Source organism: Streptomyces sp. NBC_01341 (assembly GCF_035946055.1).
Taxonomy (GTDB): Bacteria; Actinomycetota; Actinomycetes; order Streptomycetales; family Streptomycetaceae; genus Streptomyces.
On sequence record NZ_CP108364.1, the window covers coordinates 6,457,063 to 6,478,538 of the forward strand.

Annotated in this window: 15 protein-coding genes and 2 pseudogenes; 8 read left to right on the forward strand and 9 right to left on the reverse strand. The window is 71.0% G+C overall.

Annotation, left to right across the window (positions count from 1 at the left end; all coding sequences use genetic code 11):
• Positions 1 to 387: 387 nt before the first annotated feature.
• The 3 genes from OG206_RS28490 to OG206_RS28500 all read right to left on the reverse strand — a co-directional run bounded on the left by OG206_RS28490 (position 388) and on the right by OG206_RS28500 (position 3,349).
• Positions 388 to 1,956: an N-acetylmuramoyl-L-alanine amidase gene (locus OG206_RS28490; RefSeq protein WP_327121076.1), complete on the reverse strand. Its 1,569-nt coding sequence runs from the start codon at positions 1,954 to 1,956 to the stop codon at positions 388 to 390.
• 187 nt (positions 1,957 to 2,143) lie between these two features.
• Positions 2,144 to 2,884: a D-Ala-D-Ala carboxypeptidase family metallohydrolase gene (locus tag OG206_RS28495; RefSeq protein WP_327121078.1), complete on the reverse strand. Its 741-nt coding sequence runs from the start codon at positions 2,882 to 2,884 to the stop codon at positions 2,144 to 2,146.
• Between the two features lie 48 nt (positions 2,885 to 2,932).
• Positions 2,933 to 3,349, reverse strand: coding sequence for a hypothetical protein (locus tag OG206_RS28500; protein WP_327121080.1), 417 nt, complete (start codon positions 3,347 to 3,349; stop codon positions 2,933 to 2,935).
• 251 nt (positions 3,350 to 3,600) lie between these two features.
• Here OG206_RS28500 and OG206_RS28505 point away from each other — a divergent pair, with 251 nt between their 5' ends.
• Positions 3,601 to 4,635, forward strand: coding sequence for an ArsR/SmtB family transcription factor (locus tag OG206_RS28505; RefSeq protein ID WP_327121082.1), 1,035 nt, complete (start codon positions 3,601 to 3,603; stop codon positions 4,633 to 4,635).
• A gap of 475 nt (positions 4,636 to 5,110) precedes the next feature.
• Positions 5,111 to 5,653 carry a transglycosylase SLT domain-containing protein gene (locus OG206_RS28510; protein WP_442805966.1) on the forward strand — a complete coding sequence of 181 codons (543 nt, stop codon included), beginning with the start codon at positions 5,111 to 5,113 and terminating at the stop codon, positions 5,651 to 5,653.
• A gap of 184 nt (positions 5,654 to 5,837) precedes the next feature.
• Here OG206_RS28510 and OG206_RS28515 read toward each other — a convergent pair whose 3' ends face one another.
• Together OG206_RS28515 and OG206_RS28520 are read right to left on the reverse strand one after the other, a co-directional pair.
• Positions 5,838 to 6,545, reverse strand: coding sequence for a DUF2470 domain-containing protein (locus OG206_RS28515; protein WP_327121086.1), 708 nt, complete (start codon positions 6,543 to 6,545; stop codon positions 5,838 to 5,840).
• Positions 6,546 to 6,755: 210 nt separating this feature from the next.
• The gene (locus tag OG206_RS28520; RefSeq protein WP_327121087.1) at positions 6,756 to 7,217 is read right to left on the reverse strand and encodes a hypothetical protein; all 462 of its coding nucleotides are present in this window, start codon (positions 7,215 to 7,217) and stop codon (positions 6,756 to 6,758) included.
• A 726-nt stretch (positions 7,218 to 7,943) separates the two neighbouring features.
• Here OG206_RS28520 and OG206_RS28525 point away from each other — a divergent pair.
• On the forward strand, positions 7,944 to 11,333 hold the full coding sequence (locus tag OG206_RS28525) for a CARDB domain-containing protein (RefSeq protein WP_327121089.1): 3,390 nt from the start codon (positions 7,944 to 7,946) through the stop codon (positions 11,331 to 11,333).
• Between the two features lie 60 nt (positions 11,334 to 11,393).
• A pseudogene (locus tag OG206_RS28530) lies at positions 11,394 to 11,606 on the forward strand (hypothetical protein); the annotation flags it as partial.
• A 175-nt stretch (positions 11,607 to 11,781) separates the two neighbouring features.
• On the opposite strand, the gene OG206_RS28535 reads toward OG206_RS28530, so the two are convergent.
• Positions 11,782 to 14,094, reverse strand: coding sequence for an FdhF/YdeP family oxidoreductase (locus tag OG206_RS28535; protein WP_327121091.1), 2,313 nt, complete (start codon positions 14,092 to 14,094; stop codon positions 11,782 to 11,784).
• 293 nt (positions 14,095 to 14,387) lie between these two features.
• On the opposite strand from OG206_RS28535, the gene OG206_RS28540 reads away from it, so the two are divergent.
• From OG206_RS28540 to OG206_RS28555, 4 genes and pseudogenes are all read left to right on the forward strand, one after another.
• Positions 14,388 to 15,032: a DUF1345 domain-containing protein gene (locus OG206_RS28540; RefSeq protein WP_327121093.1), complete on the forward strand. Its 645-nt coding sequence runs from the start codon at positions 14,388 to 14,390 to the stop codon at positions 15,030 to 15,032.
• Between the two features lie 295 nt (positions 15,033 to 15,327).
• Positions 15,328 to 15,573 (forward strand): annotated as a pseudogene (locus OG206_RS28545) (PepSY domain-containing protein); the annotation flags it as partial.
• Positions 15,536 to 16,306, forward strand: a complete 771-nt coding sequence (locus OG206_RS28550) for a hypothetical protein (RefSeq protein ID WP_327121095.1) — start codon at positions 15,536 to 15,538, stop codon at positions 16,304 to 16,306. The pseudogene OG206_RS28545 and the gene OG206_RS28550, both read left to right, overlap by 38 nt.
• Before the next feature lie 176 nt (positions 16,307 to 16,482).
• Positions 16,483 to 17,100 carry a sigma-70 family RNA polymerase sigma factor gene (locus OG206_RS28555; protein WP_327121097.1) on the forward strand — a complete coding sequence of 206 codons (618 nt, stop codon included), beginning with the start codon at positions 16,483 to 16,485 and terminating at the stop codon, positions 17,098 to 17,100.
• Positions 17,101 to 17,271: 171 nt separating this feature from the next.
• Here OG206_RS28555 and OG206_RS28560 read toward each other — a convergent pair whose 3' ends face one another.
• From OG206_RS28560 to OG206_RS28570, 3 genes are read right to left on the reverse strand one after another with little or no spacing between them, the layout of a single operon-like run.
• Positions 17,272 to 19,233 (reverse strand): amylo-alpha-1,6-glucosidase, encoded by a 1,962-nt coding sequence (locus OG206_RS28560; protein ID WP_442805908.1) that lies wholly within the window; start codon positions 19,231 to 19,233, stop codon positions 17,272 to 17,274.
• On the reverse strand, positions 19,230 to 20,615 hold the full coding sequence (locus OG206_RS28565) for an MGH1-like glycoside hydrolase domain-containing protein (protein WP_442805909.1): 1,386 nt from the start codon (positions 20,613 to 20,615) through the stop codon (positions 19,230 to 19,232). Before OG206_RS28565 ends, OG206_RS28560 begins: the two co-directional genes overlap by 4 nt.
• Positions 20,612 to 21,412 carry a sugar phosphate isomerase/epimerase family protein gene (locus OG206_RS28570; RefSeq protein WP_327121099.1) on the reverse strand — a complete coding sequence of 267 codons (801 nt, stop codon included), beginning with the start codon at positions 21,410 to 21,412 and terminating at the stop codon, positions 20,612 to 20,614. Before OG206_RS28570 ends, OG206_RS28565 begins: the two co-directional genes overlap by 4 nt.
• Positions 21,413 to 21,476: the final 64 nt, after the last annotated feature.

Consider the following 21,476-nt stretch of genomic DNA (forward strand, 5'->3'; position numbering starts at 1 on the left):
CCGGCCCCCGCGGCGCGGCGCGGAGCGGTGGGCGGAGGGGCGGAAGTGCGGGACGCCAAAGGCGTCACGGGTTGCCGAGGGGGGAGGGGGTGACCGCCTCCCTGGAGTCGTGGCCCGCACGCTTCCTGACCGACTTCACCGCACGACGTCGTAAATGCGACACCGCCGGGCAGGGGAAGAGCCCGGCTTGGGCGATGCTCCGGCGGGCTCGGCCGGGGATCGAGGCGGCGGCGTGGGCCGCCACGCGACCGGCGGCGGCATCCCAAGACCTTGCGGCATCCGGAGACTCCGGAGGTACCCGGGAACACGACCACGGGAGACGACGAACGGCCCGTGGCCGCCCTCCGTCCCCCGTGGTTCAGCGCGCGGCCCGTGGCCGCCCGCGGTTCAGCGCCCTGCCTGCAGAGCCGTCCAGGTAGCGGGACCGACCGTGCCGTCGACGCCCAGTGCCCGGCTGCTCTGGTAGTCACGGACCGCCTGCTGGGTCCCCGAGCCGAAGTCACCGTCCGCGGAGACGGTACGGCCGAGGGCGGCCGTGAGCGCCCTCTGCAGGCGCTGGACCGCGGAGCCGGTGCTGCCCTGGCTGAGCGCCGGTGTGGTGCCGGCCGAGAGGAGCGCGGTCCAGCTGCGCGCGCCCACCACCCCGTCCGCGCTGAGCCCGCGCGCCCGCTGGAAGGAGGTGACGGCCGTGGTGGTCTTCGAGCCGAAGCTGCCGTCCACCGTGCCCGCGTCGTATCCCTGCTGGTTGAGGAGCGACTGCACGGCGGACACCTGGGCCCCGGACGAGCCGGCGCGCAGGGTGTCGTAGGACGGGAAGGTCAACTGGACGCTGCCACCGCCCGTGCTGCCGCCCACCAGTTGCATGTAGTACGTCCAGTTCCAGTTCGGCCCCGGATCGGTGTGGTCGTTGCCCGGGACTTCGGAGTGGCCGACGACGTGGGCGCGGTCCTTGGGGATGCCGTACCGGTTGCACAGGTAGGCGGTGAGCGCCGCTGAGGACCTGTACATCGAGTCGGTGAACCAGCTCGGATTGTCGACGTACCCCTCGTGCTCGATGCCGATGCCGGACGCGTTGCCCGAACGGGCGTGCCAGGCTGTGTCCTTGTCGCGCACCGTCTGTGTGATCTGGCCGTCCGAGGAGCGCACGACGTAGTGGGCGCTGACCTGCGCCGAGGGGTTCTGGAACCAGCTGAGCGTCCCCGCGTACGAGCCCTGCGTGACGTGCACCACGACCTTGCTGATGGACGCCGTCCGGCCGACCGCGTAGTTCGCCGAGCTGGCCGCGACCCACAGGGCCGGCGGGTAGTCCGGGCTCTGTGCCGCGGTCACCGCGGCGCTCTCGTACGGACCGCGGTCGGGGGCGACGGTGCGGGCGCGGACGGTCAGTTCCTCGCCTTCGGGAGTGCGGGCCTTCACGCCCCCGGCCAGGAAGGTGTAGACGGTGTCCGCGTAGAGGCGCGCGCCGGAGGGATCTGCCGCGCCGCCGTACCGTGCCACCAGCGGGTACCAGGCGTCGGTGTCGCGCCGATCGGCCCGGCCCAGGCCGGCCTCGTCGGCGTAGGAGCGCAGGACGGCCGCTCCGCCGCGGATGTTCGCCGCGGTGTCCTCACGCAGGGCGACCGGTGCTTCGCCGGTGAGCCGGGACGCCAGTTCCAGGGTGTGCCGGTCCGGGTTGCTCACCAGGTGCATCACCCCGTAGCCGCCGGCCTGGCTCGGCCTGCCCGCGTGACCGTCGAGGTGCGTCTCTCCGTACCCGAGGGCGACCAGGAGGTCGCGCGGGACGCCGTACTCCGCGGCCGCCTCGGTGAAGGCACGGCCGACGGGATCCGGGGCCGCGGTGCTCCCGGTGCGCGGCGTGGCGCCGGCGGGCTGTACAGCGGTGGCCAGGACGGCCAGGGTGCCCAGGACGGACAGGGCGGCTCGTCGCAGGGGTATGCGCGGCGGTCTGCGGTGCATCGGTGTGCCTCCGGAGGAAGGGGTGACGTCGGGCGCGCGGTGGCAGAGCCCGGCTGTGCGGTGGCGTGGCCGGTCGCTTCAGGCGCCGCCCGGGGGTCTGTTCCGGGTCCCCGGAACGGGTCCCCAGAACGGGTCCCCGGACAGGGCGGCGCGCGTCGGCCGAGCAGAGGGGGCGGGCCGTCGCGCCTCAGATGGTGCCGCTCTCCCACCACCAGGCCCGGCCGAGATCCGCGCGGCTGTCCACGTGCTGGTGATCGACGGTGTACCGCTCCAGACCGGAGAAACCGCAGGTCTCCGCCTTCTGGTACACCGTGCGGTTGCTGACGCCGGGGACGGTGAGGTCGGCCGCCGTGCCGTACAGGTGCATGCTGTCGCTCGCCCCGCCGATCTCTGCGTTGTGGGCGATGCTGCGGAAGCCCGAGTTGACCGTGATGGCGGTGTTGCCGAGCTTCTTGCGCAGAGCCTCCAACTTGTACATGGCGCGGCGGGCGTTCTCCCGGGTGGTGGCCGCGCTCACCTTGCCGCCGTTGAAGGTGCCGTTCGAACGGTCGGTGAACTCGCTCCAGTTGAAGTGAGTCGTCGAACCGTCCGACTGCTCAAGGGCGTTCAGCTGAGCCTGGGTGGCAGGCCCTGCGCTGCCGTCCACGGACAGGCCGTACGCCGCCTGGAATCTGCGGACCGCCGCGGCTGTTCCCGCGCCGAAGTCACCGTCGATACTCACCCGTGAGTGCGAGGCCGAGTCTGCGGCCCACCCGGCGACACGGATCTGCAGTTCCGTCACGTCGGCGCCATTGGCACCCTGGTTCATGGTCCGCGTCCAGTTGTAGGCGTGCGCGGTGCCCGACAGGAGCAGTGGGCCCGCGAAGGCACCCACGGTGGCGACGAAGGTGCCCCGCAGGATCGTGCGGCGGTTCGGAGAAGAGGTCATCGGTGCTCCTTGGGGTGTGGGGGAGTGGGGGCTGGTGAGGGAGCCGTGTCAGTACGCGAACTGGAACGGCACGACCTGCGCGTCGGTGTCGTAGGCGTGCACACGCAGCTTGAAGCGGGTGCCGTCCTTGACGTCGGTGGCGACGGTGGCCCACTGGGGGCCGAAGGTCGAGTAGGTGTTGCCGTGATTGCACAGCGAGGTGTGGTCGACGAAGACGACACAGGCGTCCAGATACACACCGGGCGCCGACGTGTTGAGCTTGATGTTGATGTCGGAGCACCGCGAGCTCGCGGTGTAGGTGCCGAACTCCACGGCCGAGGCGGAGTAGCGATAGGTGAGCGACTTCGCACCGTCGTAGCAGGAGGCCGCTGCCGCCGCGGGCTGTGCGAGGGCGGGCGTCGTGGCGCCCCCGGCCAGGAGCGCGGCCGCGGCGGCGAGCACGGCGGTTCTCCGGGTTCGAGTCATCCGAATTCTCCTTTTCGTTGTGCGGGTCAGGTTCGCGGGGGTGGGAAGGAAGGCCGAGGCCCGGACCGTGGTGGCTTGCCATCGGACTTCCCCTCGGTTCGAGGTCGTGCGGGAGCAGCGGAAAGAGGCCTGAGCGGCGAGTGGTGCGGTGGGGACCGGTGCGACGAGGCGAGTTCATGCTCCGGCCTGCGCCCCCGGCTGTCATGCTCATTCGAACGAGATGAAATGACGCAGGTGGAAAGGGTGATGCAGTGCTTCGCTTCCACTTCTCGGCCGAGGACCTGGCCAGGACCCGGGTCGCAGCGGCACCGCATCCCCTGTGGGAGATCGCTTCCAGCCTGCATCGCTTCCAGACACCCTCGGGCCGCTGGGCGTACGCGCACTGGTACCACCCCGCGCGCGAGCGGCTCCGGGAAGCGGGGCTCGAGGGGGCGGTGCGACGGGTCCTGCTGCCCCTCTTCCCGCGCGCGGCCTACTTCCCCGACTTCCTCACCCCGCTGGAAGGCACGGCGGGACTGGAAGCCGGACTGGAGGCCATCCTCGCCACGCCACCGGACCAGGTCGCGGCGGAACTCGCGGCGCTCGCCCGGGTCGTACGGGTGCCCGCCCAGCTCGGCCGGCTGACGGAGCGGGAGGCGCGCGGTGAATTGGTGGACATCCTGCGCGCCTACCACCGGGCCGTCATCGCGCCCCATGAGCGGTGGGTGCACGAAAGCCTGCACACCGAGCGGATCCGACTGGCACGTCATCTGCTCGACGGGGGCACGGAGGGCCTGCTGGAGGGGATCGGCCCAGCGGTGCGGTGGAAGCACCCGCGCCTCGAGGTCCGCTCGTATCCGACCGAGAACGACATCCGGCTCGAAGGCCGCGGGCTGCTGCTCATTCCGTCGTACTTCTGCTGGAAGGGACCGATCTCCCTCGCGGATCCGGGGTTACCTCCCGTGCTCATCTACTCCTTGCACCACGAGGTGCCCACCGGACCGGCCAGGACCGCGACCGGGAGCGCCGGTCCGTCGTCCCTCCAGGTACTGCTGGGCCGGGCCCGCGCCGCCGTCCTGCAGGCCGCCGCCGCCGGGGCGACCACCACCGAAGCCGCGCGGCGGGCCGGTGTCTCTCCCGCCACCGCGACGCATCACACCACGGCCCTGCGAGACGCCGGGCTCATCACCAGCCACCGTGACGGCAACTCCGTGATCCACACGCTGACCTTGCTGGGAGCGACGATGCTGACGCGCAACCCGAGTAACCCCGTGCAGGGCTTCTCGTCTGCCCACGGAGCGCGGTGAGAGGCGCCTCGCCGTAGCCGAGCCTTGTGCCAGGGCGGGCGAAGAGCGCGGGCGACGAGGGCGATGCGATCGGCCCGGGGGAACCGTGCGCCGGCGGCCGCCCGGTGCGGCGCGGTCCGCTCACCTCCCCGGCCGGCACCGCGCCGTACAGCGGTGGGACCCGGTCCCGGGGCCGCTCGCGGAAGGCGCCCTCTGTGAATCAGGACATAGGGCCCGGATCGCATACGAGGACGGATAGTAGGGTCTCCCGCCGCGTGCCCGTGCGCCCGGACCCGTGACCCGGCGTCCGGGGGTACGCAGGCGGGTAGTAACACCGGTCATTGCCGCCCCGCCGATGTGCCGCTAACCATGGAGCGAGGCCGGGGCGCCGACGCTCCGGACCGGTCGAGCCCCGCGTGTTCCGTATGCGGCGCGCCTTTCCGGTCAGTCCGCAGGCCCCCTGGTCCCCCTGTTGTCATCGCAAGGAGTGTGTTCTATCCGTACGTCCGCTCAGACCCCGACCTCCGCCGTCCGCATCCGCAAGTTCTCGGTTGCCGGGTTGTGCGCCGCCGGAGCCGCAGCAGCGGCCGTGACCCTCGTCCCGTCCCCCGCGCAGGCCTCCGAGCCGGTCTCGCAGAGCGTGTCCGCGCCGGCCGCCGCCGGTGTCGCCGTGCAGGCACACGCCGTAGCGGAGAAGGCCGCCAAGAAGGCCACCGACCCGGACAAGCTGGACCGCTGGATCCACAAGGCCCTCAAGATCATGAAGGCCGAGGGGATCCCGGGCAGCTACGAGGGTCTGCACCGAAACATCATGCGTGAGTCCGGTGGTGACCCCGAGGCGTCCAACGGCTGGGACGTCAACGCGCAGAACGGCACGCCGTCCAAGGGCCTGTTGCAGGTGATCAAGCCGACCTTCGACGCCTACCACGTCGACGGCACCGAGCGGGACCTGACCGACCCGGTCGCCAACATCACCGCCGCCGCCAACTACGCCGCCGACAAGTACGGTTCGATCGACAACGTCGACTCGGCCTACTGAGCGGTCAGGGCGGTCACGCCAGTTGCTCCGGTCACGGCCACGCTCCCCGACGGGTGCGTGGCCGTTCCCGCGGGGTGACCCGAACACGCACTGTGAAGGGCCGGCGGCGAAGAGGCGGCACGGGGTGGCCGGCGTCCCCGCCGGGAGCGCCGTCCCGGCGGGCCGCGGGCGGTGAGCCTCGCGGTCAGGTGAGCAGCCGGTTGTGGTGGGAGGCGCGGCGGGCCGCGGCGAGCAGGGCGTGGATCTGCGGTCCGGCCTGATCGAGCCGGGTCACGGGCTTCGCGAACGGCAGGCGTACATCGCGGTGGGTACCCGGGTACTCCAGGCGCAGGGTGACGCCGTACCGGTCCAGGGCCAGCGGGAGTGCGCGCGTCACGCCCTTCGCGGGCTGGGGCTGTGCGAGGCGCAGGAGTAGGGGGACGAGTTCCCCGTGGTCGTCGACGAGGTGGGTCAGCATCGCCGCCTCACTGCCGGAGACCGGATCCGGTTCGGTGGCCTGCAGCGCGTCCAGCGTGACGAACGACCGGCCCCTGTGTTCCTCGAGCAGGGCCTGGCCGAACTCCATGCACGTGCTTTCCGAGGCGTCACCCCTGTACGGGGCCGACAGGAGTCCGGTCACGGTGACACGGGCGCGGATGCGGTCCCGTACGGGGGTGGCGGCGACGTCGGTGAACTCCAGGCGGACCGGGATCCGTGCGCCAGGGCCCGTGTGGCCGGCTTCGGCGGGTTCGTGGAGGTGGATGTGCCCCATCGCGCTCGTGCCGTCGAGGCGGTGCACCTCGACGGGGTCGAGCCCGTCGCTCACCACCGTCATCGAGTGCGCTGAGGTCAGGATCGACAGTACGCGTTCGGCGGGGGTCGGCTGCGCGACGCGTGACGTGAAAGGACGCATCCAGATTCTCCAGAGGGACGAGCGGGGCACTGGCAGATACTTAGGTAAGCCTAACCTAATCGATGTCGGGGGTCTTCGGGTGGCCGTGAAATTCCAGGTCCGTGTCCGGGGCGTGGAATCGCTGACGCCCCGCCACTCGGTGGAGTGGCGGGGCGTCAGTGGCGCTTGCCGGGGCGGTCGACGTTCAGTGATGCGGGCTCGGCCCCGTTGTCACCCGCCGTCCGGGAATCTCGACACGTGCGACACCTTGCACTTCGTGCCGGCGGGCACCTCACCCACGCCCTGGGCCTTCTGCTTCGACGTCCGCCCCGGTGCGAGCGCACTCGTCGAGGCGATGCCCTCGGCGACGCGGGTCCCGGAGCGGTTCACGAACTCCACGGAGACGATGTAACTCGCCGGTTCGGCGGTGCCGTTGGTGATGTTCACGACGACTGACGGCCACTGTGTCAGCGAATCGATCTCGCAGGTGGACAGCGTCACGTCCGCCTCGGGGCTGCTCTCCTCCGCCGCCGGGTCCGTGGAAGCCTCCGCGGGCGGTGCCGGTTCGGCCGGGGCGCTGCTCCCGGGCGGCGTGGCCGCGGGCTTCCTCCGCTCCGCGGACGAGTGGGACATGCTCCCCAAGGTCGCGGCCACCACGCCCGCGATCAGCAGGAGTCCGACCAGGCCGCCCACGACGGACAGGGTGACGATCAGTCCCGTGCTGGATTTTCTGGGTGGCGGTGCTCCCCACGCCGGGTCCGGCCACGGCCGGTACTGCTGCTCCGTCGGCGGAGGGTTCCCCTGCGGAGGCTGATGCGGTTCCTGGTTCGGTGGCGGCGGAAAAGACATGTGATCCCCCCACGGGATGGTCGGATGCGACGCGTCACCCTATGGCCTGACCGGGGAATCGGCTGCCTCATGCGTGTGGCGCAGGGCGGGATCCGGGAGACGAGGAGCGGGCTCCGGGGTCTCCGTCCCGTGTGCCCGGGCGGGTCGCCGGGGGCCCGTTCGCCCTGCCGGGTGCTCGTCGAGGCGATCGGCAACACCGGTGCGCGGCAGCCCACTTCGTCGGCGAATGCACCTCCGGGCGATCCCGGCCGACGGCGTTGAGCTGCGGCGACGGCGCGCCGGTGGGTGTGCGGCTGTGAGGACCGTTGACAAAAGTGTCACCTGCTAGAAACCTGTGACCTCGACACCGCAAAATATTGACCGGATCACTCAAAAACCTAGGCAACTAGCGCGCTTTTTCCGGCAGGTGGCCTGCTCTCCCTCTTGCCGGCGTTCCCGATCCCCCCATCGGTGTACCGGCAGCCCGTACCCGGCCGTCGCCGACCGCCCGGCGCAGCAGGACGTGCCCGGCGGCCGGCGGCACGTCGTCGTGCCCTCCCGGTCCCCAGGCCCCCCGGAACAGAGGACAGCATGAGATGGAAGCAACTCCGATGGCGTCTCGTCGTGGGTGCGGTGACCACCGCGCTGATGACCGTGGGACTCCTGCCGGTGGCGGCCTCGGCCGCCGCCCAGGAAACCGATCTGGCCTTCGGCAAACAGGCGACGGCCGGCGGATCGCACGGCGCCTACCCGGCGTCCAACGTCACGGACGGCAGTCAGCAGACGTACTGGGAGAGCTCCGGTGCCCTGCCGCAGTGGGTGCAGATCGACCTGGGCAACCGGTTCGACGTCGACCAGGTCGTGCTGAAACTGCCGACCGCGTGGGAGGCGCGGACCCAGACGCTCAGCATCCAGGGGAGCACCGACGGGAGCACCTTCAGCGCACTGTCCGCCTCGGCCGCGAGGGTGTTCGACCCGTCGTCCGGCAACACGGTGACCATCGGCTTCACCGCCAAGCAGGTGCGCCACGTCCGCGTACAGATCACCGCCAACACCGGCTGGAACGCCGCCCAGCTCTCCCAGATGGAGGTCTACGGGGAGGAGGACTCCGGCCCGCCGCCCGCGAACGGCTCCAACCTGGCGCTCAACAAACCGATCGAGGCATCGTCGTACACGCAGACCTACCTGGCCGCCAACGCCAATGACGACAGAACCGGCACATACTGGGAGTCGAACGGCCAGCCCGCGACGCTCACCGTGAAGCTCGGTGCCGACGCCGACGTCGAGGCGGTCGTCCTCAAGCTCTCCCCGGACCAGGCGTGGGCCACCCGCACGCAGAGTCTCCAGGTCCTCGGCCGGGCCCAGTCCGCCACCGGATTCACCTCGCTGAAGGACCGGGCCGACTACGCGTTCAACCCCTCCGGCAACCAGAACACGGTGACGATCCCGGTCAGCGGGCGGTACGCCGACATCCAGCTGAAGTTCTTCGCCAACACCGGTGCGCCCGGTGCCCAGGTCGCAGAGATGCAGGTCGTCGGGACCGCGGCTCCCAACCCGGACCTGGTCGTCTCCGACCTGACGTGGTCGCCCGTGACGCCGTCGGAGAAGGACGACGTCACCGTGAACGCGACCGTGCGCAACACGGGCACGTCGGCCGCCGCCGCGACTGCGGTCGACGTCAGCCTGGAGGGCGTGGCCGCAGGCAGCGCGGCCGTAGGCGCCCTCGCCGCCGGCGCGTCGGCCACGGTGCCGGTCGCGGTGGGCAAGCGGCCGATGGGTTCGTACAGCGTGTCGGCGGTGGTCGACCCCAGTGACACGATCGCCGAGCAGGACAACAGCAACAACAGCCGCACCGCCACGTCCAAGCTCGTCGTCGGCCAGAGCCCCGGCCCGGACCTCGAGGTGCTGGGCATCGCGTCGAACCCGTCGAACCCGGCGGTCGGCGCCGCCGTCACCTTCACCGTCTCCGTGCACAACCGCGGAACCACCGCGGTCAGCGCCTCGACGGTCACCCGCCTCCTCGTCGAGAGCACCACGCTGAACGGCACGACGGGAGCAGTTCCGGCCGGAGGCACCGTCACCGTGCCCGTCAGCGGCAGCTGGACGGCGAAGAGCGGCGGGGCCAACCTCACGGCCACCGCCGACGCGACCGGTGTCGTGGCCGAGACGAACGAGAACAACAACGTCTTCTCGCGCGCCATCGTGGTCGGGCGCGGCGCCGCGGTGCCGTACACCGAGTACGAGGCCGAACAGGGCACCTACCAGGGCACGCTGCTGAAGTCCGACCAGGAGCGCACCTTCGGGCACACCAACTTCGCGACCGAGTCCTCCGGCCGCCAGTCCGTGCGGCTGAACTCCACCGGGCAGTACGTCGAGGTCACCTCGACCGTGCCGTCCAACTCGATCGTGGTCCGCAACTCAGTCCCCGACGCCCCCGGCGGCGGCGGCGCGGAGGCCACCATCAGCCTCTACGTCAACAACACCTTCGCCCGGAAGCTGACCCTCTCCTCCAAGCACAGCTGGCTCTACGGCGACACGGACAGCCCCGAGGGCCTGACCAACCAGCCGCAGACGGACGCCCGGAGGCTGTTCGACGAGTCCAACGCCCTGCTCGGGCAGACCTATCCGGCAGGAACGAAGTTCCGCCTCCAGCGCGACGCCGGTGACACGGCGTCCTTCTACATCATCGACCTCGTCGACCTGGAGCAGGTCGCGCCGGCGACGGCCCAGCCGGCCGGATGCACCTCGATCACCACCTACGGCGCCGTCCCCAACGACGGCATCGACGACACCGTCGCCCTCCAGCGGGCGGTCACGGCCGACCAGAACGGTGAGATCAGCTGCGTGTGGATCCCGCCGGGGCAGTGGCGGCAGGAGCAGAAGATCCTCACCGACGACCCGCTGAACCGGGGCCAGTACAACCAGGTCGGGATCAGGGACGTCACGATCCGCGGTGCCGGCATGTGGCACTCGCAGCTGTACACACTCACCCAGCCCCAGAACGCGGGTGGCATCAACCACCCGCACGAGGGGAACTTCGGCTTCGACATCGACGACAACACCAAGATCTCGGACCTGGCGATCTTCGGCTCCGGCACCATCCGGGGCGGGGACGGCAACGCCGAGGGCGGGGTGGGGCTGAACGGCCGCTTCGGCGAGGACACCGAGATCACCAATGTGTGGCTGGAGCACGCGAACGTCGGGGTGTGGGCCGGCCGGGACTACGACAACATCCCCGACCTCTGGGGGCCCGGCGACGGCGTCGAGTTCACCGGCATGCGGATCCGCAACACCTACGCGGACGGCATCAACTTCGCCAACGGCACCCGCAACTCGACCGTCTTCAACTCCTCGTTCAGGAACACCGGCGACGACGCGCTGGCCGTCTGGTCGAGCAGGTACGTAAAGAACCCGTCGGTGGACATCGGCCACGACAACCACTTCCGCAACAACACGATCCAGCTGCCCTGGCGAGCCAACGGCATCGCGGTCTACGGAGGTCATGGCAACACGATCGAGAACAACATCATCTCCGACACGATGAACTACCCCGGAATCATGCTGGCGACCGACCACGACCCGCTGCCCTTCTCCGGGCAGACACTGATCGCCAACAACGCCCTCCACCGGACAGGAGGGGCCTTCTGGGGCGAGGCCCAGGAGTTCGGTGCCATCACGCTGTTCGCCGCAGGTCAGGACATCCCCGGCGTCACGATCCGCGACACCGACATCCACGACTCGACCTACGACGGGATCCAGTTCAAGTCCGGTGGTGGTTCCGTACCCGGAGCGCAGATCCAGCGCGTACGGATCGACAACTCCGTCAACGGGTCCGGAATCCTGGCCCACGGAGGAGCGCGAGGCAGTGCGACGCTGAGCGATGTGACGATCACCGGCTCGGCCGACGGAGACGTCGTGATCGAACCCGGATCGCAGTTCGTCATCAACGGCAGCGCCGCGAAGGCGGCCGCGCGGAAGTAGCTCCGGCCCCCGGCCGGTACGCCGTCGAGCGTGCCGGCCGGGGGTGGCGTGTGCCGGGTGGACCAGGCCGTCGACGGTGAGGACTTCGCGAAGGCCTCAGAACGGAAGGAACGAATCGCCGAGGTGGAGGCGGAGACCGCGGGGATCGAGGAGCAGCGTGAAGGCGTCGTGTCCGTCACCGCCGTCGACATCGCGGACATCGTCTCCAGGCGCACGGGGATTCCGGTCTCCCAGCTCACCGAAGGTGAGAAGGAGCGGCTCCTCAAGCTCGAGAGGGGACCTGACCCAGATCGTCCAGCACCTCCTGGACCGCGGCGAGCGTCGTGTCCGCGCACAGGGAATGCGCCTGGAGGTCAACTCGCCGCACTGTACGGTCCGCAAGGACGAGTCCGGTGCGGGCGCGGGGCAGGACGCACCGGAGGATGGCGGGGACCGGCCATGAAGTCATTCAGGCAGCCGGCACGATCGTGACCTTGACGTGCTTCATGATCGGCTGATCGCTCTGGGTGCTGTGGTCCACGAGCGCGCACAGGACGTTCATCTCGGGCATGTAGCCCGCCGCGCAGCCACGGGGGATGTCGTAGGGGATGGCGAGGTATCCGTTCAGGAACCTCCTGCTGCCGTCCCTCGCGGTACTCGTGATGTCGACGGGAGCGAGGTCGTCGATTCCGCGCTCGCGCATGTCCGCCCTGTTCATGAACACCAGCGTGCGCAGGTTCTTGATTCCTCGGTACCGGTCGTTGTCCGAGTAGATCGTGGTGTTCCACTGGTCGTGCGAGCGCATCGTGCCCAGTGCCAGCGTTCCGGGTGCCGGCACGACGTCGGGCAGCACGGCGCTGGAGAACTCGGCGCGCTCCGAGGGCGTCAGGAAGACGAGTTCGCGGGCGGGCTGCTTGATGCGGAACCCCAGCGGCAGGCGTACCCGGCGGTTGAAGTCCTCGAAGCCGTCGAGGACCTGGGCCATGGTGTCGCGGATACGGTCGTAGTCCTGGATGTACCACTGCCAGGGCGTGGCGGACCCGGGCAGGGCTGCCTGGGCGATGCCCGCGATGACGGCCGGCTCGGACAGCAGGTCCTTCGAGGCGGGGCGCTTCATGCCGATCGAGAGGTGGACCATGCTCATCGAGTCCTCGACGGAGGTGCTCTGGACGCCCTTGCGCTGATGGTCCTTCTCGGTTCGGCCGAGACACGGCAGGATGAGCGCCCCGGTGCCGTGGACGAGATGGCTGCGGTTCAGCTTGGTGCTCACCTGAACGGTGAGGTCGCAGTTGCGCAGCGCCGCGTAGGTGACGGGAGTGTCCGGTGCGGCGAGGGCGAAGTTGCCGCCCATGCCGATGAACACCTTCACGTCGCCGCGCAGCATCGCCTCGATGGTGCCGACGGTGTCCAGACCGTGCTCGCGCGGAGGCTCGATCCCGCAGACCTCGGCCAGCCGGTCCAGGAACTTCTCGGTGGGACGGTGATCGATGCCGCAGGTCCGGTTTCCCTGGACGTTGCTGTGCCCTCGCACGGGGGAGGGGCCGGCGCCTTCCCGCCCCAGGTTGCCGCGCAGCAGCAGCAGATTGACGATCTCGCGGACGGTGTCGACGCCGTGCTCGTGCTGGCTCACGCCCAGGCACCAGCTGATGATGCTGCGGTCGGCCTCGCCGTACACACGTGCCGCCTGGAGCACCTCCGCCCGGCTCAGCCCGGACTGCTCCTCGATCTCTTCCCACGAGGTCGCCTCGCAGAGCGCGCGGTATTCCTCGAAACCCGTGGTGTGGCGGTCGATGAACTCCCGGTCCAGCGCCTTGGGGTCGGTCTTCGACTGCTCGATGACCGCCTTGGCCATCCCGCGCAGCAGGGCCATGTCGCCGCCGATGCGCACCTGCAGGTTCAGGCTGCTGGTCGGTGTCGACTTGAAGAGGGCCATGTCCGTGAAGTCGTGGGGGACGATCGTGCGGGTGGCAGCCGCCTCGACGAGCGGGTTGACGTGCACGATGCTCGCGCCCCGGTCGTGGGCCTCGGCAAGCGCTGTGAGCATCCGGGGCGCGTTGGACGCGGCGTTGACCCCCATGATGAACAGGGCGTCCGCCGCCTCCCAGTCCTTGAGGTCGGCGGTCCCCTTGCCGGTGCCGAGAGAGGCCTGGAGGGCCCGCCCGCTCGCCTCGTGGCACATGTTGGAGCAGTCCGGCAGGTTGTTCGTGCCCAGTTCACGGGCCAGCAGCTGATAGAGGAACGAGGCCTCGTTACCCAGCCGGCCGGAGGTGTAGAAGGACGCCTGGTGCGGGCTGTCCAGCTCGCGCAGAGCGCGGCCGACGAGTTCGAAGGCGTCCTTCCAGCTGATCGGGACGTAGTGGTCCGACCCGGGGTCGTAGACCATGGGCTCGGTGAGCCGGCCCTGGTTCTCCAGCTCGTAGTCGCTCCACCCGCAGAGCTCGGACACCGAGTGCGCGGCGAAGAAGTCGCGCCCCACCCGCTTGCGGGTCATCTCCCACGTGACGTGCTTGATGCCGTTCTCGCAGATGTCCAGGTGCAGGCCCTTCAGGTCGTCCGGCCACGCGCATCCTGGACAGTCGAACCCGGTGTTCTCGTGGTTCATCCGCATGATCGCCCGCGGGCCGTCCACCAGGGCCCCCTCACGCACCATGAACCGGGTCACGCTCTTCGCCGCACCCCAGCCCGCGGCGGGGTGACGGTAGGGGTGGAACTGCGGTTCGCCCTGCGGGAGGGGGCCGGCCTCGGGCTCCACGGGTTTCTGCTCGTCACGATCGATGCTCACGGCTCTCAATCCTTCACCACATGGGGCACACAGTGACAAACCGCACTTCCGGGCAGGTTATGCATGCGGGGCCCGACCTGCCACCCGACCTCCGTGGGCGCGGCTGCCGAGCGGGCGTCGTACCCACGGGAGGGGGGCGGTCGGGGGTGCCGGACTGCCGCCTGGCGAGTACATGGATACCGTCACATATGCGCCTTATTCGCTTCGTTCCTTCGTGACGGTCCGGCTACCAGGCCCATACGACGGGACCGGCCCAGGCCAGGGCCCGCCCCGAGCTGTGGAGGTTTTCGCCCGTGAGATCCCTGAACCACCGGCTGGCGCGCTCGGCCGTGCCCAGGCTCGCCGGAGCGGTGATCGTCGGAGCCGTGATCGGTGTGGTCGCAGGCGTGACGACCAGCCTGCCCCTGGGCTTTCTCGCCGGCATCGCCGCGGCTGAGGCGGCCTTCGTCGTGACGGGCTGGATCGCGCTGTGGCCGATGGACGCGGCGACCACGCACCACAACGTCCGGCGCGAGGAGTTCCGCCCGGTCGCCGAGGAGCTCGCCGTCGTCGTCGCCGCCCTGTGCGGGCTTGTCGGCATCGTGCTGCTGCTCCTCGTCGGTGACGCCGACCTGAGTCACGCGGCGGCGGCGGCCGCGCTCTGCGGGGTCTTCATGGCGTGGGCGTCCCTTCATCTGATGTACGCCACCCGCTACGCCTACCTCTACTACCTGGAGCCCGAGGGCGGCATCGACTTCAACACCGACGAGCGGCCGAAGTACGTCGACTTCCTGTACTTCAGCTACAACCTCGGCATGACCTACCAGGTCTCCGACACCGACGTGTCCAGCTCGACCATCAGAGCGGTCGCTCTCCGGCACTGCCTGCTCTCCTACGTCTTCGGCACGGGCGTCCTGGCCACCGCGATCAACCTGGTCATCGGGATCGTGACCGGCTGACCCCGGGCTCACCCTGGCGAGCAGGCGTTGCGGGCCATGAGCGTGCCGCGTGGCGGGCCGGTTCGGACGTGTTCTCGGGCGTGGAGCAAATCCCTTGTGCCGCTGCGGAATTGGGCGAAGACGTTTCCGAGATCCATGCCGGGACGAGTACCGGGAACCACCGGGCGGTCCGATCCGACTACTGGACCGGCCGATCACGGCCCGCCCGGGCCGTCCCGCGCTAAGGAGAGCAGACTTGTCCGTCGAACCAGCGGTCCTCACCTCGCACGACGACCAGCAGAGCCCCACCGCCGGTCTGATCGTGCTGATCCTGCTGGGGTACCGGATGTGGTGGCAGCGCGGGCGGGGTTCGTCGTTCGGCCGCCCGATGGCGCGCGGCTCGTGGCAGAAGGTGCCGCCCCACGTCCTGGTCCCGTCGATGGCGGCCGTCGCCGTCCTCGGCTCCTTCGTCCCGCTCCTCGGCATCCCACTGGCCGCCTTCATGGTCGCGGACATCCTGCTGGGTGGGATCGCGCACCGGCGGGGGAAGCGGAGGCCATGAATCCGGGCCGGAGCCACCGCGCTGTACGGCTGCGCTGTTCGCAGCCGTCTGTGTGCTGCTCGCGGCCACCGGCCACGCGTTCATGTCGGGAACGGCGGTGTCCTGGTGGGCGATGGCCCTCGCGCTCGTGGGCACGGCATCGGTGGCCTGGCTCCTCGGGGGCCGTGAGAGGGGACTGCTCGCCGTCACCTCGGCCGCCGTCGTCGTGCAGACCGTGCTCCACACCGTCTTCGCCCTGGCACATTCCGTCCCCAGGCCCCCGCGGCCTTCACGCGTCTCGTCCGCACACCTGTGGGCCGAACAGCTCCTGTGCGGCGAGGGCGCGGCCCGGCTCTCCGACCGGGAGGCGGCCGAGGTCGTGCGCAACGCGGGTCTGGGGAACCTGATCTCCCACCACATGGCGTCCGATGTGACGGACGGTTTCGCATCCGGGGTGGACGGCGCTCACGCCATGGCCGGCATGCCCTCCGCCGGCATGCTCGTCGCCCACCTGCTGTCCGCCGTCCTGTGCGGTCTGTGGCTCGCCCACGGCGAGCGGGCCCTCTTCCGCGTGATGCGCGCCTTCGCGGGGCGGATCGGGTCACCGCTCCGCATGCTCGTCCGCCTCTGCGTGCTCCCGCAGCGGCCCCGCCCGCGCGTGCGCCGCCCGCGGACGGTCCGCGCGCCGGCGCTCCTCCTGCTGGTCCACAGCATCACCTCGCGAGGTCCGCCTACGGGAACCGCTGTCGCCTGAGGCCTGTCCCGCAATCCCTGCACGGATCAATGGGCATCCCCTGGCGACGGCAGGTTCCCCGAGCGCGCACCCCACCGCGACTCGGGCATCGGCACTGCCTTCCCGCAGGCCGATTCCGTCACCTGTCGGCCACGCGCGCCGCCGGACCACACATGCCCGTAAAGGACCTTGTGGCGATGCCCCATGCCCCGTACCCGCCCCACCTCGGAACACCGGACCGGCGTACCGCGGCCTTCGACGAGTCGGCCACCCGGCTGGCGCTGGAGGCCCGGGACGGAGATCCCGAGAAGACCGACCGGCTCGTCCGCGCGTTGCACCGCGACGTCCGGCGCTACGTCACCCATCTCAGCGCGGACCCGCAGGCGGCCGACGACCTCACCCAGGAGGTGTTCCTCCGGGCACTCACCGGGCTGCCCGCCTTCGAGGGCCGTTCGTCGGCCCGCACCTGGATACTCTCCATCGCCCGCCGCACCGTGGCGGACAGCTTCCGCCGGGCCGCCGCCCGGCCGCGCCTCGCGGACCGTCACGACTGGCAGAGGGCCGCGGAGCGTGCACAGCCGTACGACGTGCCCGGCTTCGACGAGGGAGTCGCACTCGCCGAACTCCTGACGCTGATCCGGGCGCAGCGGCGTGAGGCGTTCGTGCTCACCCAACTGCTCGGGTTCCCTTACGCCGAGGCGGCCACGGCCGTCGGCTGCCCCATCGGGACCGTGCGCTCACGCGTCGCGCGGGCGCGGACCTCGCTGATCGCGCTCCTGGCCGACGTGGAAGGAGGCCGCGCCCGCCGTCCCTGACCGGGTCACCGCGGTGACGGGTCCGCTCGCGCGGGGGCCCGGGTGGTCCCGCCGCCCCCCACGGGCGCAGGTACGACGTGCGGAACCGGCGCGGTCCGCAGCAGGGGATGCTGTGGGCCGCGCCGGTTCCGGGCCGGACCGCCGGGGTGTGGCGGGCCGGCCCCGGCAGGACTACGACGGGCCGCCGTCACCCTCCCGCAGTGCGGTGAGGACAGCCAGGGGAGTCGCCGCTGCCCAGGCCTGCGGGGAGCAGGAGTGGGGGTACGGGACCGGGCGCGGGTGCTGTTCCCGCGAGTAGCCGGCCATCACCTCGGGCAGCCTGTGCCCGTGGTGCGCCGAGGCGTCCAGCAGGCCGAGAGCGACCGTGCGCGCCTCGTCCTGCAGACCGCAGCGCGCGAGGCCGAGCAGGATCACCGCGTTGTCGTGCGGCCAGGAGGTGCCCCGGTGGTAGGACAGCGGGTGGTAACCGGGCTGGCCGGAGGCCAGCGTGCGGATGGCCCAGCCCGAGAAGAAGTCGGGCTCCAGCAGTCGCTGTCCGACCCGCCGGGCATGCCGGTCGTCGAGGATGCCGGACCACAGCAGGTGACCGGCGTCCGATGCCAGCGAGTCGACCTGCCGGCCCTCGCCGTCCAGGGCGAGCGCCGGAAAGTCGGGCCCTGACATCCAGAAGTCCCGCAGGAAACGCTCCCGCAGATCCGCGGCGGCCTTGTCGAGCCGCTCGGCGTACGGCGCGTCGTCCCACAGCCACCGGGCCATCCGCGCGGTGCGCACCAGCGCGTCGTAGGCATAGCCCTGTGCTTCCGCGACGGCGATCGGCCCCCCGGCCTGGGTGCCGTCCAGGAAGCAGATGGCTCCCTCGGAGTCCTTCCAGTTCTGGTTCACCAGGCCCTGGGGGTCGGGTGAGTAGACCAGGTAGCCCCCGTCGTCCAGACCGCCGTCCCGGAACATCCAGTCCACGGCCGCCCGGGCCCGGCTCTCCAGCCGGATCGCGAGGGCCGTGTCACCGGTCGACCGGGTGTAGCTGTCCAGCAGCACCAGGAACAGCGGGGTCGCGTCCACCGCGCCGTAGTACCGGCCGTAGGGCACCTGGCGGAAGTGCGCCAGTTCGCCGTGCCTGATCTCGTGGACGATGCGCCCGGGCTGTTCTCCCCGGCCGGCGTCGTAGCCGGTGCCCTGCGTCGCCGCGAGTGCGAGCAGGGTTCCCTCGGCCAGTTCGGGCCGATAGGGCAGGGCGAAGAGCGAGGTGAAGAGGGAGTCCCGGCCGAAGAGCGTGAGGAACCAGGGGATGCCCGCCGCGGGGACCCGTACGTCCTCGCCGTCCGGGCCCGTGGCCGGGACCCGCAGGGCGGCCAGGTCGCGCAGTCCCCGCTCGCACGCGGCGGCCAGGCCCGCTGGGGCGTCCGGCGGCAGCGGCAGTGGTGCCCACGTGAAGGCTTCCGCGTCCGCGGCCTGTTCGGCGACCGCTTCCGCCGGTGTGCCCACGGCGGCCGGTGCCGGAGCGCCGTGCGCGTGCGCGGTGACGGTGAGCAGGATCTCGGCGGTGCCGTGGGCGGGCAGTTCGAGACGCCACTCCAGCCGGTGGGCGGTGGGCTCCTCGTCGACCGGCCGTACGGAAGCAGGGGCGGGGGACGCGCGCACCGTCGTGCGCGAAATCCACTCGCCGCGCTCGTAGCCGAAGACCACGCCGTCCGGGAGGCCGCTCGCCGTGCGCAGCGCACCGGCCTTGTCGTAGGTGCGCTTGTCCGACCGCAGTTCGAACTGGTCGGCGAAGTCGGCGTCCGCGGTCAGCGAGAGGGTTGCGGCGACGGGCGCGGGGCGGTTGTTGACCAGCCGCAGACGCTCCGTCAGTGCCCCGGTCCCCAGCGCCTGTTCACGGAACACGGCGTACGCGGCCGGTTCGTCCCGGGTGCCGGGCGGTGTGAGTACGCAGCCGGCGGACGCCTCGCCGCTCGACGGGACCAGCACCGTGGGCGCGGTGCCGTCGACGTTCAGCGTCCACCGGCTCAGGTGCCGGGCGTCACGGTGGAACAGGCCGTCCGGGGAGGTGCCGCCGCGGCCGCTGAGACCGCCGTCGGCCCCGAGGACGACGAAGGTGCCCGCGCGGACCAGGGTGGTGTCCGCCGTGCCGTTCACGTGCGTGCTCCGTTCGACGTGGGAAGGGCGCCGCCGCCCGCCCGACCGGACGCGGCGAGCAGGTCGAGGGTGAGGGCCGCCGTCCAGCCGAACGCCCGGGTGCCGCGTGCCTCGGCGGTGACCGGGTCCACGTACTCGGCGAAGGAGCTGCCGCCCGCCGCGCCGAGCATGGCCCCGCGCAGCGCGTCGGCCGCGCGCGTCCGCCCGTACTGCCGAAGACCGCGCTCCAGCAGCCAGTTGGTGTTGAACCAGGCGGGACCGCGCCAGTAGCGGGACGGGTCGAAGGCGTGCCCCTCGAAGTCGTACGAGGGTGCCATCGGGACCTCGCCGAGACGGAAGCTGCGGCCCTCGGCCGTGCTGAGCAGGGCGTCCACGATGTCCTGGGGCAGCCCGGGAACGATGAGGGGGACGAGCCCGGCGACGCTGCGTTCGGCGATCAGCTCGCCGCCGACCACGTCCCGGCAGAGGAACATGCCGTCGGCGGGCGACCAGAGACGCTCCACCAGCGCGGCGGTGAGACGCGCGGCCCGTGCCTCGTGGGGAGCGGGGTCCGCCCCCGTCTCGGCTGCGATCCGGGCGAGCGCGTGCTCCGAGACGATCAGGAGCGCGTTGACGCAGGGGTCCTCGACGGCGAAGGAGTGCGAGCCCCGCACATCCGCGTAGCCGCTGTCGCGGTAGTCGGCCGCCAGGCGCACGTAGCGCCCGTAGTCGAGATCGGTGGGACGCTCCGAGGCCTGGCCGTGGTCGAGGTCGGCACGCCGGTACGAGCCCGGGACGGCAGGCTCGACGCGTCGCAGGGGCGCGTCCCAGCAGGGACTGTTGTCCATTCCCGGCTCCCACGGGTGCACCATGGCGGCCAGCCCGGCGCCGCCGAGGTCGCGGGACCCGGTGAGGTAGTCGTGCCAGGCCACGAGCCGCCCGTACACCCGGGGCAGGAAGCCGCGGCTGCGCGAGGTCTCGGGGTCCGACTCGTGGACCAGCCAGGCGGCGAGCGCGTGCACCGGCGGCTGCACGATGCCCGACGTCTCGGTGCCGGCGGGCGCGCCCGCCGCCGTGCCGTCGGTCGACGAGCGCCAGAAGTCGGGGCTGGGGAAGTACGCGTCGAGGGGGACGGAGGGGTTGAACACGATGTGCGGCACGCGCCCGTCGGACCACTGGGCGCCGAGCAGGCTCTCCAGTTCGCGCTGGGCGCGGCGCACCGACAGGTGGCGCAGCCCGATCGCGATGAAGGCCGAGTCCCAGCTCCACTGGTGCGGGTACAGGCCCCGCGACGGGACGGTCGAACCGCCGGTCCAGTTGGCGAGGAGAACCCGTGCCGCGCCGTGCCGAAGTGTCAGGTCGTCGGCAGCGGCGGGCACGGGGGTTTCGAGCAGCGACGTCACGCGCCGGACCTCCGCAGGAACGCGGGGATGGAGCGGACGGCCGCGACGGGGTCGCCGGTCAGACGGCACTCGGCGGCGAGGTAGCCCTCGTAACCGATGCTGTGGAGCGCGCCGATCCAGGCCGGCCAGTCCAGGTGGCCCGCCCCCGGCTGGAACCGGTTCGAGTCGCTGACCTGGGCGTGGCCGATGTACGGGGCCGCCGCGAGGATGGCGGCCGACGGGTCGGTCTCCTCGATGTTCATGTGGTAGCTGTCGATGCCGATGCGGACCGAGTCCAGGTCCACCGTGCGGATCAGGTCGACGGCCTGCTCCAGCCGGTTGACCATGTGGTCCTCGTAGCGGTTGAGCGGTTCCAGGTACAGGCTCACGCCTTCACGGCGCGCGTGCTCGCCCAGCTCGGAGAGACCGGCCAGCAGCACCTCGCGGTCCTGCTCCTCGGTGCGCGGCGGCTCGAAGGGCGGCAGCCGGCGCGAGAACATCCCGTACGAGGCGGGGGTCTGCACACCCCGGGCCCCGATCTCGGCCGCGACGCTGAGCTGCGACTTCATCTGCTCCAGGGCGTCACGGCGCAGATCGTCGTCGAACGCGGCGAAGAAGTGCAGCATGTCGACGCAGACGGTCGGCATGACGACCCCGTCGGCGAGGGCCTGCTTCAGCTCGGGCAGACGGTCACGGAAGTGGAAGTCTCCCTTGGACCGCAGCTCGACGGCGTCGAAGCCGGCGTCCTGGGCGAAGGCCCACTTCTCCTGGAGCGTGTCGCCGGGAAGGAGCTGTTCCTGGCAGGCGGTTTTCAGCATGGGATGCCTTTCGGCGCCGACGGTGGGCGCGCTGGGGGTCTGGCTGTTCGTACGGGGTGGGGGA

Bases quoted from the DNA above. Each gene is read 5' to 3' on its own strand.
- OG206_RS28490 (WP_327121076.1), bottom strand. From the start codon at position 1,956: ATGCACCGCAGACCGCCGCGCATACCCCTGCGACGAGCCGCCCTGTCC.
- OG206_RS28495 (WP_327121078.1), bottom strand. From the start codon at position 2,884: ATGACCTCTTCTCCGAACCGCCGCACGATCCTGCGGGGCACCTTCGTC.
- OG206_RS28500 (WP_327121080.1), bottom strand. From the start codon at position 3,349: ATGACTCGAACCCGGAGAACCGCCGTGCTCGCCGCCGCGGCCGCGCTC.
- OG206_RS28515 (WP_327121086.1), bottom strand. From the start codon at position 6,545: ATGCGTCCTTTCACGTCACGCGTCGCGCAGCCGACCCCCGCCGAACGC.
- OG206_RS28525 (WP_327121089.1), top strand. From the start codon at position 7,944: ATGAGATGGAAGCAACTCCGATGGCGTCTCGTCGTGGGTGCGGTGACC.
- OG206_RS28555 (WP_327121097.1), top strand. From the start codon at position 16,483: ATGCCCCATGCCCCGTACCCGCCCCACCTCGGAACACCGGACCGGCGT.
- OG206_RS28570 (WP_327121099.1), bottom strand. From the start codon at position 21,412: ATGCTGAAAACCGCCTGCCAGGAACAGCTCCTTCCCGGCGACACGCTC.